Origin of the sequence: Pseudomonas sp. TH32, from assembly GCF_016650855.1 — a bacterium.
In the GTDB taxonomy this organism is placed as follows: Bacteria; Pseudomonadota; Gammaproteobacteria; order Pseudomonadales; family Pseudomonadaceae; genus Aquipseudomonas.
The window spans coordinates 132834-145780 of the sequence record NZ_JAEKFA010000002.1; the positions used below are offsets into that span (position 1 = coordinate 132834).

Sequence of the window (12947 nt, forward strand, 5' to 3'; positions counted from 1 at the left end):
TTTTTGCTCCTGAGTGCTCCCGCCCGACTGACGCTTTTAGCGAGGTCGGGTTTTTTTTGCCTTGAGTTTCGTAAAGGGCCGAAAACCGCTAATGTCGCGCCCATTCAAAATGAGGCGAGCATGGGCTATCTACTTGTTGTGACGCTGATCCAGGCGTTTTCCTTCAGCTTGATCGGCGAATACCTGGCCGGTCACGTCGACAGTTATTTCGCGGTGCTGGTGCGTGTGCTGCTGGCCGGGCTGGTGTTTATCCCGCTGACCCGCTGGCGCTCGGTGGAACCGGCGTTCATGCGCGGCATGCTGGTGATTGGCGCGTTGCAGTTTGGCGTGACCTACGTGTGCCTGTACCTGAGCTTCCGCGTGCTGACGGTGCCGGAGGTGCTGCTGTTCACCATCCTGACGCCGTTGCACGTGACCTTGATCGAAGACGCCTTGAACCGCCGATTCAATCCGTGGGCGCTAGTGGCTGCGTTGGTGGCGGTGACAGGAGCGGCGGTGATTCGCTTTGACCAGATCACCCCGAACTTCTTCATGGGCTTCCTGCTGCTGCAACTGGCCAACTTCACCTACGCCGCGGGGCAGGTGCTTTATAAGCATCTGGTGGCCCGCCATCCGAGCGATCTGCCGCATTACCGGCGGTTCGGGTACTTCTACCTCGGTGCCTTGGCGGTGGCGTTGCCGGCGTTTCTGATGTTCGGCAAGGCCAACTTCCTGCCGGAAGCGCCGTTGCAATGGGGTGTGCTGGTATTCCTGGGGCTGGTCAGCACGGCACTGGGTATGTACTGGTGGAACAAGGGCGCGTGCCTGGTCAACGGCGGCACGCTGGCGGTGATGAACAACCTGCATGTGCCGGTAGGGTTATTGCTCAACCTGCTGATCTGGAATCAACACGAGCCGTTGGGCAGGTTGCTGCTGGGTGGTTTGGTGATTCTGGCGGCGGTGTGGATCAGTCGGCTGGGCCTGCGGTCTTCGGCGCCAATTGCGTCACCAAAAAATCAATGAACGCCCGGGTTTTTTGCGGCACGCGTCGTGCTGACGAATAAACCGCATTGATGGTGATTGCCGGTGCCTGCCAGTCGCACAGCACCGGCACCAGGCGCCCGGTGTTCAGGGCGTCTTCGACGATAAAGTCCGGTAACAGGGCGATGCCCATTCCGGCTTCTGCCGCCTGGGCCAGCAGGTCGCCATTGTTGGCGTGCAACGGGCCGGTGACATTCACCCGCTGGGTTTCCTGGCCCTTGCTCAGTTGCAGGCTGACGCCGCTCTGCAGATACCCATAGTTGAGGCATTGGTGCTGGCGCAGGTCTTGCGGGGTTTGCGGTGTGCCCGCGCGTGCCAGGTAGGCCGGCGCGGCCACCATGATCCGTGGCGCAGGCGCCAGCTGGCGGGCGATCATCGTCGAGTCGGGCATGCTGGCGATGCGTAGGGTCACGTCAAAACCGCCGCGCACCGGGTCCACCTGCTGGTCGCTGAGCACCAGTTGCAACTCGATATGGGGATGCTGTTCATGGAACAGCGGAATCAACCTGCCCAGGCGATGCAGCCCGAACGACATCGGCGCATTGACCCGCAACACTCCGCGTAACTCACCGATGCCGTCCCGGGCCCGCTGCTCAGCCTCGTCCAGGGCAGCCAATACTTCCCGTGCCGCGTCGAAATACTCGGCCCCGGCCTCCGTCAAATGCAGGCTGCGAGTGGTGCGCTGAAGCAATTGCACGCCAATGGCCTCTTCCAGTGCCTGAATCTGCTTACTGACTTTTGAGCGCGGTACGTCCATGGCTCGCGCGGCGGCCGCAAAGCCGTTCTCGCCGACCGTGACGACAAACGCCCGCATGCATTCGATACGATCCATGACTGTCCCTTTTTTGGAATCAATGATTCTCGATTTTAGGTAATTGTCTCGATTTTATCCAGCCCGTAAAGTTACTTCCAAGCCGCCAGCAAAGCTTCTCAGCGGCGCTGAACGCACCCCTTACCGAATCGAAAACATTAAAAGGAAGTCACCATGTCTATTCGCGAATTGCTCAACCCAACCAACTCCACCCTGATCCTGATCGACCACCAGCCGCAAATGGCATTTGGTGTGCAGTCGATCGATCGCCAGACCCTGAAGAACAACACCGTGGCACTGGCCAAGGCGGCCAGGATCTTCAACGTGCCGACCATCCTGACCTCGGTTGAGACCAAGAGCTTCAGCGGCTATATCTGGCCGGAACTGCTGAACGTATTCCCGGACCAGCAGCCGATCGAGCGCACCTCGATGAATTCCTGGGAAGACAAGGCGCTGGTGGCAGCGGTGAAAGCCACTGGGCGCAAGAAGCTGATCATGGCGGCCCTGTGGACCGAGGTTTGCCTGAACTTCCCGGCCCTGGAAGCCCTGGCTGAAGGGTATGAGGTGTACATCGTCACCGATGCGTCGGGCGGCACCAGCAAAGAAGCGCACGACATGTCAGTGCAGCGAATGATCCAGGCCGGCGCGGTACCGGTCACCTGGCAGCAAGTGCTGCTGGAGTACCAGCGTGACTGGGCTCACAAGGAAACCTACGACGCGGTGATGGGCCTGGTGCTGGAACACAGCGGTGCTTACGGCATGGGCGTGGATTACGCCTACACCATGGTGCACGGTGCTCCGCAGCGTCAGCTCAAATAAAGCTGACCTCAACAAAAAACGGCACAACTCAGGTTGTGCCGTTTTTTGTTGTTACATCACTGCCTTTTCTGCCGGCGGCAGGTGACTGGCCCCCAACACCGCCGGCAACATCCCCGCCCGCAAGTCACCGCCGCTCGGCTGTTGGTACAGGCTCAAGCCAAATTCCGGCAGCACTGCCAGCAGGTAATCGAAGATATCGCCCTGGATGCGCTCGTAATCGGCCCACGCAGTGGTGCGGGTGAAGCAGTAGATCTCCAGCGGAATGCCCTGGGCCGTGGTCTGCATCTGCCGCACCATGCAGGTCATATTCGGCTGGATCTCCGGGTGGCTTTTCAGATAGGCCAGCGCATATGCGCGGAAGGTGCCGATATTGGTCATGCGCCGGCGGTTGGCGGACATCGCGGCGACATTGCCCTGGGCTTCGTTCCAGGCCTTGAGTTCGGCTTTCTTGCGGCTCATGTAGTCGGTCAGCAGGTGCACCTGGGAGAGTTTCAGCTCTTCGTCGTCGCGGATGAAACGTACGCCGCTGGCGTCGATGTACAGGCTGCGCTTGATCCGCCTGCCACCGGAGGCCTGCATGCCGCGCCAGTTCTTGAACGACTCGGACATCAGGCGCCAGGTGGGAATCGAGACGATGGTCTTGTCGAAATTCTGCACCTTCACGGTATGCAGGGTGATGTCCACCACGTCACCGTCGGCGCCCACCTGGGGCATTTCGATCCAGTCGCCGACCCGCAGCATGTCGTTGCTGGTCAACTGCACGCTGGCGACGAACGACAGCAAGGTGTCCTTGTAGACCAACAGGATCACAGCCGACATCGCACCCAAACCGGAAAGCAGCAGCAGCGGCGAGCGGTCGATCAGCGTGGCGACGATGATGATTGCGCCAAACACGAACAACACCATTTTCGCCAATTGCACGTAACCCTTGATCGAGCGAGTGCGGGCGTGTTCGGTGCGGGCGTAGATATCCAGCAAGGCGTTGAGCAGCGCGCTTATCGCCAGCACCATGAACAGGATGGTGAATGCCAGGGCGACGTTGCCGATGAACAGCGTGGCGGTCTTGCTCAGGTCCGGCACCAGGTACAGGCCGAACTGGATCACCAGCGAGGGGGTCATCTGGGCCAGGCGGTGGAAGACTTTGTTGTGCCGCAGGTCGTTGAGCCAGTGCAGCGCGGGTTGCCGGCCCAGCAGCTTGACGGCGTGAAGGATGAGGTACCGAGCCACTCGTCCGAGCAACAGGGCGACCACCAGCAGCACCATCAGCGCCAGGCTGGAATGCAGCAACGGGTGCTCGTCGAGGGTGCCCCAGAGGTCTTGGACGTTGAGCCAGAGCTGTTTGATATCCATGGGTAAACGCGATTCTTCTGTAAGACGTGACGGGGCGATTAGAGCATTTAAGTGCGTCAAAGTTGTCCTTGTAGACAAATCCCCTGACAAAAAAGCGCCTGATTAACGCAGTTCGCGTAAAGAAACTCGGCCTTGGCGCCCGAAACCGTTACCCTATGCAGCTGTTTTTTTGTATTTCTTCGAGGTAGCACCCGTGTTTTCCCAATTCGCCCTGCACGAACGCCTGCTCAAAGCCGTGGCCGAGCTTAAATTTGTCGAGCCAACGCCTGTGCAAGCAGCGGCCATCCCGCTCGCGCTCGAAGGGCGTGACCTGCGGGTGACGGCTCAAACCGGGAGTGGCAAAACCGCCGCTTTCGTCCTGCCGATTCTCAACCGTCTGATCGGCCCGGCGAAAGTCCGTGTCAGCATCAAGACCCTGATCCTGCTGCCGACCCGCGAGCTGGCCCAGCAGACCTTGAAGGAAGTGGAGCGCTTCTCGCAGTTCACCTTCATCAAGTCCGGCCTGATCACCGGCGGCGAAGACTTCAAGGTCCAGGCCGCCATGCTGCGCAAGGTGCCGGACATCCTGATCGGTACCCCGGGCCGGATGATCGAGCAACTGAACGCCGGTAACCTGGACCTCAAGGAAGTTGAAGTGCTGGTGCTCGACGAAGCCGACCGCATGCTCGACATGGGCTTTGCCGACGACGTGCAGCGCCTGGTGCAAGAGTGTGTAAACCGCCAGCAGACCATGCTGTTCTCGGCCACCACCGGCGGTTCGACCCTGCGCGACATGGTCGCCAAGGTCCTGAACAACCCTGAGCACCTGCAGGTCAACAACGTCAGCGACCTGAACTCGACCACCCGTCAGCAGATCATCACCGCTGACCACAATGTGCACAAAGAGCAGATCCTCAACTGGTTGCTGGCCAACGAGACCTATCAGAAGGCCATCGTGTTCACCAACACCCGCGCCATGGCCGACCGCATCTACGGTCGCCTGGTGGCTCAGGAGTACAAGGCGTTCGTCCTGCACGGTGAGAAAGACCAGAAGGACCGCAAGCTGGCCATTGACCGCCTCAAGCAAGGTGGCGTGAAGATCCTGGTCGCCACCGACGTTGCTGCCCGTGGCCTGGACGTGGATGGCCTGGACATGGTGATCAACTTCGACATGCCTCGCAGCGGCGACGAATACGTGCACCGTATCGGTCGTACCGGGCGTGCCGGCAACGATGGCCTGGCGATCTCGCTGATCTGCCATGGCGACTGGAACCTGATGTCGAGCATCGAGCGCTACTTGAAGCAGTCGTTCGAGCGCCGCACCATCAAGGAAGTCAAAGGCACCTACGGCGGGCCGAAGAAGGTCAAGGCCTCGGGTAAAGCTGTTGGCGTGAAGAAGAAAAAGGTCGACGCCAAGGGCGAGAAGAAGAAAGCCGGCGCCAAGTCGCCGACCAAGCGCAAGATTGCCAACCGTCCAAAGACCGACAACCTGTCGTTGGTCAGCAAGGATGGCATGGCCCCGCTCAAGCGCCGCAAGCCGGAAGCGCCTGCTGCCGAGTAAGGTTTGCGCCACAAAAAAACCGGACAGTGTCCGGTTTTTTTCGCCTCAGTTTTTGGCTTTGGCGGCCGCCTCGTCCATTTCCTTGAGGCGCTGGTCGATCAGTTGGCACTTGTCGGGCAGGTCTGCGCTGGCGGTTTCCAGCTTCATGTTCTGCAATTCCTCGTTGATCTCCTTGGCCTTCTCCGGGTTCTGTTGGGTGAGCTTGGTCACCTCCTTGGCCAGTTGCTCACGTTTGGCGGTGGCTTCTTCAAGCGTGCAGGCCCAGGCGGGCAGGGCGGCGAGCAGCGTGGCAGCGACGGCTATATTCAGCAGGGTTTTCATGGTTCGGACCTCCTTGGCGATGATGTCCGGTTGAGGGCTCCGAACGCTTAAAAGTTCAGCGAAATCGCGCCTGTCCGCTAGGCTGAACGGCAACGGGTCCGGCATGTCACACCTTGGAAGGGCCTATATTCGTGTGCCTTCAGGAGGAATCAGGATGACGACTTACGATTGGGATTTGATCGAACGACTGCTGCATGAGGTGCAGAACGGTGGAGCCAGCTTCGCCCCGCGCAAATATGCCGAGGAAGAAGCCGCCAAAAGGGCTGCCGCTGGTGAGCCCATCGGTAATCTCGATGAGTTTAAAAAGACCGCAGCGGATTACGAGGGATTGTTGTTCACGCGCGGCTTTATTGAGTCGCGGTCAGAGGAAGAGTGCGGCAATGGTGAAAATTTCAAATTGACCCTGCGCGGCTCACAGCTGCTGAGCCTGATCGACAGCTGCATCCCTGGCAATAATCACCCGCGTGAGGTGCTGGACGAGCAGGCGGATGCGCTGGATCCGGCGACGTTCGATGAAGTGGCTTCGAAAGCACAGATTGCCTGATGACTATGGGGTGCCAGCCTTCAGGCATTTAAGGGCCTTGAAGTCGCTGCGCACCTTGTCGATCTTCTGCGTCAGCTTCTGGCGCTGCTGCACGGTGCTTTCCGCCATCAGGTCGACGATCAGGCTGCGGGCGGCGGTTTCGGTCTGGGCGTAGGCCTGGCGATACTCCGGCGTCCACAGGCTTTCGCGGTCCACCAGTAGTTGCTCGATCTTGCTCGGGAAGTCGCTGCTGTGGCGGTCCTTGACCGCTGCGATAAACAGCGCCTGCCAGTGGGCACGGTTACCAATCCATTGCCGGTTCTGCTCGCCGAGGGCGATCGACCAGGCGGTGACGCGATTCTGCTGGCTGGCGCTTAACGGCCCCAGCCATGCATCCAGTCGCTTGTTCATGCGCTCCGCGCGTTCCTTGATCTGCTGTTCGAGGGACGGTTTCAGGTACTCGTCCTGACGCTTGCGCAGGTCTTTGGCGAATGCTTGCTCCATGTCTTGTACTTGCTGGTCATCGAGCCCCTGCAATAATTCGACCGCGGACGGCGTGATTGTACGGGCGCTCTCGGCAATCGCTTGCTTGGCCTCGGCCGTACGGGTTTGCAGGGCGGCGTCAGTCACCTGGTCGTTGTCGACCATCTGTTGCAGGCGGTCGAGCCAATCCAGGTAGCCCGGCAGTTGTGTGGTGCAATGCCAGGCCAGGTGTTCCTTGAGTTTGTCGTTGAACCAGCTCTTTTGCCCGGCGTTCATGTCCAGGTAGTCGCTGAGGGTCCAGGGGATGATCACATCCAGGTTGCGATAGGCCAGGCCCACCCGGTTGCAGCCGGCAAGCACCAGGCTGAGGGTCAGCAACATCACCAGAAGTTTTAAGCGACGCAGCATGAGCGAGTCCTTGCGCAGACGAGGTTATTGCATCTGAACCCGCCAGTGCCGCGACAGTTCAGCCCATCAATAAAACGCCCGCTCGGCTTTTAAGGTCAATAGGCCGTCGCATTGCGAGTTGTGTCCGGAGTAAGCCGAGCAATCGCCGCCGCTGAGGCTCGAGTCGCTGTAGATCAGGTTCAGGTCGACGCCCATCCACGGTCGGGAGAATTGCACCGACCAATCGCTGAAGCTGCGGATGGAGCTGCCATCGGCGACCGAGACCGGGGTGCCCAACTGGTGGGTGGTGTACTTCATGCTGACGCCAATGCCGAAGGGCTTGGTGCCGCCCAGGTCGGCGAACAGGGTGCTGTCTTGCCGGTCCGGGTCGTTGCTGAAGGAGGCGCCGAAGCGATTGCCCAGCAAGGTCAGGCCGCCGTAGAACTCCTGGCTGTCGAGTGGGCTCAGCTTGGGGTAGCTGTAGTGAATCATCCCCAGTTCATAACCCAGGGTCTGGTCAAAGGGACGCTTGAAGCCCAGGTAGGAGTCAACTTCCAGGTTGCTGGTAGGGGAGATGCCCATGCTCGGTGAGAATTGGCCGAGGTACAGGCCGCTGCCGTGACTCAGGTCGAGGCCGCCGTGGAACGAGTCGCTGCCGGGCGAAGTGGGTTTGACCAGGCCTTGGGCCATGCTGCGACTGGGCGTGGTGCCCAATTTCAGGTCGAAGTCACCCAGTTCACGCTGGAAAACCTGCGCTTCGGCAAGGGGGCTGGCCAACAGGGCACCGGCCAGGAAAATGCAGGATTTGAGCATGCTTCACTCCGTGAAAAGCGAGGAGCAGTAACGGGAAATATCAGGCAAATGCCCGATCTAGACGTGTGCAAGCATACCGGCGATGGTTCACGGATGAAGCCCGTTCGTCGATTGGTGCAAAAGGGGGAGTATCAGAGGGTGTTGCGGGCTCTAGTCCTAGCGCCTTGAAAGGCAAAGCGCATAGGGACCAGGTGTAATGCGCACGTATTACTTTTTACCCAGGGTGATCTGCTTGGACGGGCCGAAAGTCTGGCCGCTTACGCCTTTGGCAATCTGCTGGATTTCGCCGCCCTGCTTGAGGAATGCAGCAATTTGGCTGTTGATCGATTCGCTGGTTTCAACGGCGGGAGCTGGCTTTGCTTTGCTGTTGGATGCTTTTACGCGCATGGCGGCCACTAACCTGTAGAAAATTAACTTGGCCATGCATCGTACATGAAATGCTTGACAATTGCTTGGCAAATATCCCCTGGAATATACGGCGGCTTTATGAATGGCCTGAAATTAATCAGTGAAATACTCACCTAACTCGCTGTTTTAATTAGAAACCCATGGGAGAAATATGGCTTGGGTGCTTGCATAAATCAGGCTGATCATCTGACGAGCGGGGCGGTCCGCGGCAAACCCATGATTTTTCAGGCCTGTGCGCCGGTACACGGGACCGCCGCCGTCAACTCGGGTAGAATGCCGCCCACGCAATGAGGGTATTGGAAATGGCTTTAGTCGGGCGCTACAACAGCTTGCAAGTGGTTAAACACACTAACTTTGGTTTGTACCTGGATGGTGATCAAGAGGGCGAAATCCTCTTGCCCAATCGTTATATTCCCAAAGATATTCCCAGTGAAGATGAAGACTGGCTCAACGTTTTTATTTATCTGGACAGCGATGACAAACTTATCGCGACCACCGAAAAACCAAAAGTACAGGTGGGTGAATTTGCCAGTCTGAAAGTGGTTGAAGTCAACAGCATTGGTGTCTTCCTGGATTGGGGCCTGCCCAAGGATTTGCTGCTGCCTTACTCCGAAGAAAAGCGCCAACTGACCGCCGGTGAATATTGCGTGGTGCACGTCTACCTCGACAAGCACACCAAGCGCATCACCGCCACCGCGCGCCTTGACCGTTACCTGGACAAGACCCCGGCCAACTACAAGGTAGGCCAGGAAGTTGACTTGCTGGTGGCTGAAGCCACCGACATGGGCTTCAAGGCCATCATCAACAACAAGCACTGGGGCCTGATCCACAAGAACGAAGTGTTCAAGTTCCTGCGCCCGGGCAAGGAAGAGAAAGGCTTCATCAAGGAAATCCGCGCCGACGGCAATATCAGCCTGAGCCTGCAGCCGGTAGGTGAAGAAGCTGCGTCCAGCCTGAACTCGAAGATCCTCGCCAAGTTGCGCGAGAACAACGGCACCTTGCCCGTCAGCGATAAAAGCGACCCGGCGGTGATCAGCAGTTTGTTCGGTGTCAGCAAAGGCAACTTCAAGAAGGCCATCGGTGCCCTCTACAAGCAGGGTCACATCGTGATCCACGCGGATCGTATTGAACTAAGCTGATCGCGGTTTGCTCTCCTGTAGGAGCCGGCTTGCCGGCGATAAGGCCCGTGAGCCTTACGGTGATTCTTCTGACGCCATCGCCGGCAAGCCAGCTCCTGCAAGGATCCTATGAATGTCCAGAAAAACCCTCTTCGCCTACCTCGGCACCTTGCTCGCCTTCCTGGTCCTCGACGGCCTGTGGCTTGGCGTTTTCATGGGGCCGACCTACAAAGCCCTGCTGGGCCCGCTGATGCTCGATCAGCCGCGCCTGTTCCCCGCGGTGGCGTTCTATCTCCTCTATGTATTCGGTTGTGTGGTGTTTGTCGTCCTTCCCGCTGTAACGAGCGGCGGCTGGCAACGTGCCGTTCGGCTTGGCGCATTGCTGGGCCTGGTGGCCTACGGCACCTATGACCTGAGCAATTGGGCAACCTTGCAGGGTTGGTCCGCCGGGTTGGCCGTGATGGATATTGCGTGGGGCACTTTCCTCAGCGCGGTTTGCTGCACCGTGGGCTACCAATGTGCACGCAGGGTGCACAATTGATTGTGTACAGGATTGATCTGCACCATCCCTGAGCGAACCTGCACCGTTTAGTCATCTTTGTGCCTGTGCATAATTCTCTGAAGACCCACGCCGCAGAGGGATTGTGCCGAGTTTTATTTCTTTGGCACGCATTCTGCTCATCAACTCGTATACAAACCATGCCGCCTCCCGTACGCACTCCCGTCGCGGGTGGCAGGCCGGTATTTACGAGGAGCCCTGCGATGACCGAACAATTGCCCAAAGGCTACAGCCCGCGCCTGTACAACCAGGACCTGGGGCCGCTGCCGCAAAAATGGAACTGGTACAACATCTTCGCCTTCTGGATGAGCGACGTGCACAGCGTTGGCGGTTACGTGTTCGCCGCCAGCCTGTTTGCGCTGGGGCTGGCCAGTTGGCAGGTGTTGATCGCCTTGCTCGCCGGGATTTGCATTGTGCAATTGATCGCCAATCTGGTGGCCAAGCCGAGCCAGCAGGCGGCAGTGCCGTACCCGGTGATCTGCCGGTTGGCCTTTGGGGTGTTCGGAGCGAATATTCCTGCGGTGATTCGCGGTTTGATCGCGGTGGCCTGGTACGGGATTCAGACCTACCTGGCATCCAGCGCATTGATTATCGTCGTGCTGCGGTTTTTCCCACAGATGGCGGTATACGCAGAGCCACATTTTGCCGGCCTGTCGTACCTGGGCTGGTTCGGTTTCCTCAGTCTGTGGACGCTCCAGGCGCTGGTCTTCTGGGCCGGCATGGAGTCCATCCGTCGTTTTATCGACTGGGCGGGGCCCATTGTCTATGCGGTGATGTTTGCGCTGGCAGGCTGGATCGTGTGGAAGGCGGGCTGGGCCAATATCAGCTTCACCCTGGCGGAAAAGTCCCTGTCTGGCTGGCAAGCCTTTGGCCAAATCATCGTGGCGACGGCATTGGTGGTGTCGTACTTTTCCGGTCCGACCCTGAACTTCGGTGATTTCAGTCGTTACTGCCGGACGATGAAGGACGTGCGTCGCGGAAATTTCTGGGGCTTGCCGGTAAATTTCCTGGCGTTCTCCCTGGTCACCGTGGTGATTGTTTCGGGCACCTTGCCGGTGTTCGGCGAAATGCTCCACGACCCGATCGCCACGGTCTCGCGCATCGACAACGATATGGCCGTACTGCTGGGGGCGTTCGCCTTTGTCACCGCGACCATCGGCATCAACATCGTCGCCAACTTTGTCTCGCCGGCCTTTGACTTTGCCAACGTGGCTCCGAGCAAAATCAGTTGGCGCGCCGGCGGGATGATTGCGGCGGTGGCCTCGATCTTTATCACCCCGTGGAACCTGTTCAACAACCCGTTGATGATCCACTACACCCTCGACATCCTCGCGGCGTTTATCGGGCCGTTGTTCGGGATTCTGTTGGTGGATTACTACCTGGTGAAGAAGCAGAAGATCGACGTCGACGCGCTGTTCGACGACAGCCCGAGCGGGCGCTACTACTTTGATGGCGGCGTGAACTGGACGGCGGTCAAGGCGCTGGTGCCCGCGACGCTGGTGGGCGTCGCGATCACCTTCACTCCGGCCTTGCAGGGCATGGCCAACTTCGCCTGGTTTACCGGCTGCTTCCTGGGTGGGCTGTTTTTCCTGGTGCTGGCGCGGCGTGAACAGGTTCGCGCACCTGCGCCGATGGTTGCCGGCTGACCAGCACCGATCCTGCCACTACCAAACCGGCGCCAGCGACCACCAGCGCCGGTTGCAGGCCACCGCTGAGGTGGCTGCTCACCGACGCCAGCAACGGCCCGCTCAATTGGCCGATCGCAAAGCTGGCGGTCAGCAACCCGGTGCTGCGCTGGTAGCCATGGGGGCGACCTCACGCAAGCGGGCCATCACCAACTGCATGCACGCCAGGAATGGCCCGCCGCACAGCAACACCCCCAGCCCCAGGCCCCAACCGTTGCCCAGCAGGCAGGCGAACACCCCGGCCGCTTGCAGCCAAAGGGTTGTCATCAGCCAGCGGCGGGTGGTGTCCGGGTCCTTGCGGCGCAGGCTCGCGACCACCACGCCAATCGCGGCGGCCAAGCCAAAGCAGGGCCAGAACAGGTCCGCTTGCCATGCGCCGTTGAATTGCGCGCTGGCCATCTGTGACAGGAATGTCGCCGGGATGATGTAGCCGAGACCGTACAACACGTAGATCCAGCACAGGTGGGTGATGCTGCCGTTGCTCACCACGTCGGTGTGGCTGGCAACGGGCGAGCTGGCGGCGGAAGGCTTGGGCAGGAACGGCAGGATGGCCAGCAGCATCACCAGCGCGACTGCGCCATACACCAGCCACAAGGTTGCAGAGTCTTGCCCCAGCAGGTTGGAGCCCAGCGCCAGTAACCCGGTCAACAGAATTCCCAGCCCCGGCCCGGCAAATACCAGTGCACCCAGGCGTGGGCGCCCGGCCGCAATGGCCAGTGGCTGGCTCAGGCTGGTGATCATCACCAAGGCCCAGGCGCTTGCCACACCGGTACCAAAGCGCAACAACAAATGCGGCCAGAACCCATGGGCCCAGTACGACGCCAGGGTCAGCAGCACACATAACCACAGCCCGCCGTACAGGCGCCCGCGTACATGGTGATGGCTACGGGCAAATATCGAGTCCACCGCGCCGACGAAGTAACCCAGGTAGTTGGCTGCCGCAATCAGGCCGGCGCCGGTCAAGTCGATCTGACCCTCACTGAGCAAATGCGGCATTTGCGGGGTAAGCGCGAAGCGGCCAATGCCCATGGCCATCATCAAGGCGATAAAACTGGCGAGTAAGCGGATCAGCGGTGACATGGTGGTTTTTCCTGGGGGCAGCAAGTGACC

At 59.5% G+C, this 12947-nt stretch carries 13 protein-coding genes and 1 pseudogene; 7 read left to right on the forward strand and 7 right to left on the reverse strand.

The features are described from left to right. Positions 1-120: 120 nt before the first annotated feature. A complete protein-coding gene (locus tag JFV30_RS04340; RefSeq protein ID WP_010176496.1) occupies positions 121-1002 on the forward strand; it encodes a carboxylate/amino acid/amine transporter in 882 nt (293 codons plus the stop codon). On the opposite strand, the gene JFV30_RS04345 is transcribed toward JFV30_RS04340, so the two are convergent. Then, complete coding sequence (locus tag JFV30_RS04345) at positions 947-1852, reverse strand: LysR family transcriptional regulator (protein ID WP_010176495.1); 906 nt, start codon at positions 1850-1852, stop codon at positions 947-949. The two genes, JFV30_RS04340 and JFV30_RS04345, sit on opposite strands and share 56 nt — an antisense overlap. A 153-nt stretch (positions 1853-2005) precedes the next feature. Here JFV30_RS04345 and JFV30_RS04350 point away from each other — a divergent pair, with 153 nt between their 5' ends. Next, positions 2006-2650 (forward strand): hydrolase, encoded by a 645-nt coding sequence (locus JFV30_RS04350; protein WP_010176494.1) that lies wholly within the window; start codon positions 2006-2008, stop codon positions 2648-2650. A 51-nt stretch (positions 2651-2701) separates the two neighbouring features. Here JFV30_RS04350 and JFV30_RS04355 read toward each other — a convergent pair whose 3' ends face one another. Continuing rightward, complete coding sequence (locus tag JFV30_RS04355) at positions 2702-4000, reverse strand: mechanosensitive ion channel family protein (RefSeq protein WP_169387363.1); 1299 nt, start codon at positions 3998-4000, stop codon at positions 2702-2704. A gap of 193 nt (positions 4001-4193) precedes the next feature. Here JFV30_RS04355 and JFV30_RS04360 point away from each other — a divergent pair, with 193 nt between their 5' ends. After that, positions 4194-5540: a DEAD/DEAH box helicase gene (locus JFV30_RS04360; protein ID WP_088422789.1), complete on the forward strand. Its 1347-nt coding sequence runs from the start codon at positions 4194-4196 to the stop codon at positions 5538-5540. 45 nt (positions 5541-5585) lie between these two features. Here JFV30_RS04360 and JFV30_RS04365 read toward each other — a convergent pair whose 3' ends face one another. Next, positions 5586-5861, reverse strand: coding sequence for a hypothetical protein (locus tag JFV30_RS04365; protein WP_010176491.1), 276 nt, complete (start codon positions 5859-5861; stop codon positions 5586-5588). 154 nt (positions 5862-6015) lie between these two features. Between JFV30_RS04365 and JFV30_RS04370 the strand changes: the two genes are divergently transcribed. Next, the gene (locus JFV30_RS04370) at positions 6016-6405 is read left to right on the forward strand and encodes a hypothetical protein (RefSeq protein ID WP_010176490.1); all 390 of its coding nucleotides are present in this window, start codon (positions 6016-6018) and stop codon (positions 6403-6405) included. Between the two features lie 3 nt (positions 6406-6408). On the opposite strand, the gene JFV30_RS04375 is transcribed toward JFV30_RS04370, so the two are convergent. From JFV30_RS04375 to JFV30_RS04385, 3 genes are all read right to left on the reverse strand, one after another. After that, the gene (locus JFV30_RS04375; protein ID WP_201122104.1) at positions 6409-7275 is read right to left on the reverse strand and encodes a DUF6279 family lipoprotein; all 867 of its coding nucleotides are present in this window, start codon (positions 7273-7275) and stop codon (positions 6409-6411) included. 66 nt (positions 7276-7341) lie between these two features. Next, on the reverse strand, positions 7342-8067 hold the full coding sequence (locus tag JFV30_RS04380) for a TorF family putative porin (RefSeq protein ID WP_010176488.1): 726 nt from the start codon (positions 8065-8067) through the stop codon (positions 7342-7344). Positions 8068-8274: 207 nt separating this feature from the next. Then, a complete protein-coding gene (locus tag JFV30_RS04385; RefSeq protein WP_003210722.1) occupies positions 8275-8454 on the reverse strand; it encodes a hypothetical protein in 180 nt (59 codons plus the stop codon). Positions 8455-8777: 323 nt separating this feature from the next. On the opposite strand from JFV30_RS04385, the gene JFV30_RS04390 reads away from it, so the two are divergent. From JFV30_RS04390 to JFV30_RS04400, 3 genes are all read left to right on the forward strand, one after another. After that, positions 8778-9614 (forward strand): CvfB family protein, encoded by an 837-nt coding sequence (locus JFV30_RS04390; RefSeq protein WP_201122106.1) that lies wholly within the window; start codon positions 8778-8780, stop codon positions 9612-9614. A 112-nt stretch (positions 9615-9726) separates the two neighbouring features. Next, entirely contained in the window at positions 9727-10134 is a 408-nt protein-coding gene (locus JFV30_RS04395) for a DUF2177 family protein (protein WP_201122108.1), read from the forward strand. A gap of 221 nt (positions 10135-10355) precedes the next feature. Then, positions 10356-11798 carry an NCS1 family nucleobase:cation symporter-1 gene (locus tag JFV30_RS04400; RefSeq protein WP_201122110.1) on the forward strand — a complete coding sequence of 481 codons (1443 nt, stop codon included), beginning with the start codon at positions 10356-10358 and terminating at the stop codon, positions 11796-11798. 64 nt (positions 11799-11862) lie between these two features. Here the strand turns inward: JFV30_RS04400 and JFV30_RS04405 are convergent. Continuing rightward, positions 11863-12917: pseudogene (locus JFV30_RS04405) on the reverse strand (YbfB/YjiJ family MFS transporter); the annotation flags it as partial. Positions 12918-12947 lie beyond the last annotated feature (30 nt).

What these genes read in the sequence shown, in the direction of transcription:
- JFV30_RS04340 (WP_010176496.1), top strand. Translation starts at nt 121, where the DNA reads ATGGGCTATCTACTTGTTGTGACGCTGATCCAGGCGTTTTCCTTCAGC.
- JFV30_RS04345 (WP_010176495.1), bottom strand. Translation starts at nt 1,852, where the DNA reads ATGGATCGTATCGAATGCATGCGGGCGTTTGTCGTCACGGTCGGCGAG.
- JFV30_RS04350 (WP_010176494.1), top strand. Translation starts at nt 2,006, where the DNA reads ATGTCTATTCGCGAATTGCTCAACCCAACCAACTCCACCCTGATCCTG.
- JFV30_RS04355 (WP_169387363.1), bottom strand. Translation starts at nt 4,000, where the DNA reads ATGGATATCAAACAGCTCTGGCTCAACGTCCAAGACCTCTGGGGCACC.
- JFV30_RS04365 (WP_010176491.1), bottom strand. Translation starts at nt 5,861, where the DNA reads ATGAAAACCCTGCTGAATATAGCCGTCGCTGCCACGCTGCTCGCCGCC.
- JFV30_RS04370 (WP_010176490.1), top strand. Translation starts at nt 6,016, where the DNA reads ATGACGACTTACGATTGGGATTTGATCGAACGACTGCTGCATGAGGTG.
- JFV30_RS04375 (WP_201122104.1), bottom strand. Translation starts at nt 7,275, where the DNA reads ATGCTGCGTCGCTTAAAACTTCTGGTGATGTTGCTGACCCTCAGCCTG.
- JFV30_RS04380 (WP_010176488.1), bottom strand. Translation starts at nt 8,067, where the DNA reads ATGCTCAAATCCTGCATTTTCCTGGCCGGTGCCCTGTTGGCCAGCCCC.
- JFV30_RS04385 (WP_003210722.1), bottom strand. Translation starts at nt 8,454, where the DNA reads ATGCGCGTAAAAGCATCCAACAGCAAAGCAAAGCCAGCTCCCGCCGTT.
- JFV30_RS04390 (WP_201122106.1), top strand. Translation starts at nt 8,778, where the DNA reads ATGGCTTTAGTCGGGCGCTACAACAGCTTGCAAGTGGTTAAACACACT.
- JFV30_RS04395 (WP_201122108.1), top strand. Translation starts at nt 9,727, where the DNA reads ATGTCCAGAAAAACCCTCTTCGCCTACCTCGGCACCTTGCTCGCCTTC.
- JFV30_RS04400 (WP_201122110.1), top strand. Translation starts at nt 10,356, where the DNA reads ATGACCGAACAATTGCCCAAAGGCTACAGCCCGCGCCTGTACAACCAG.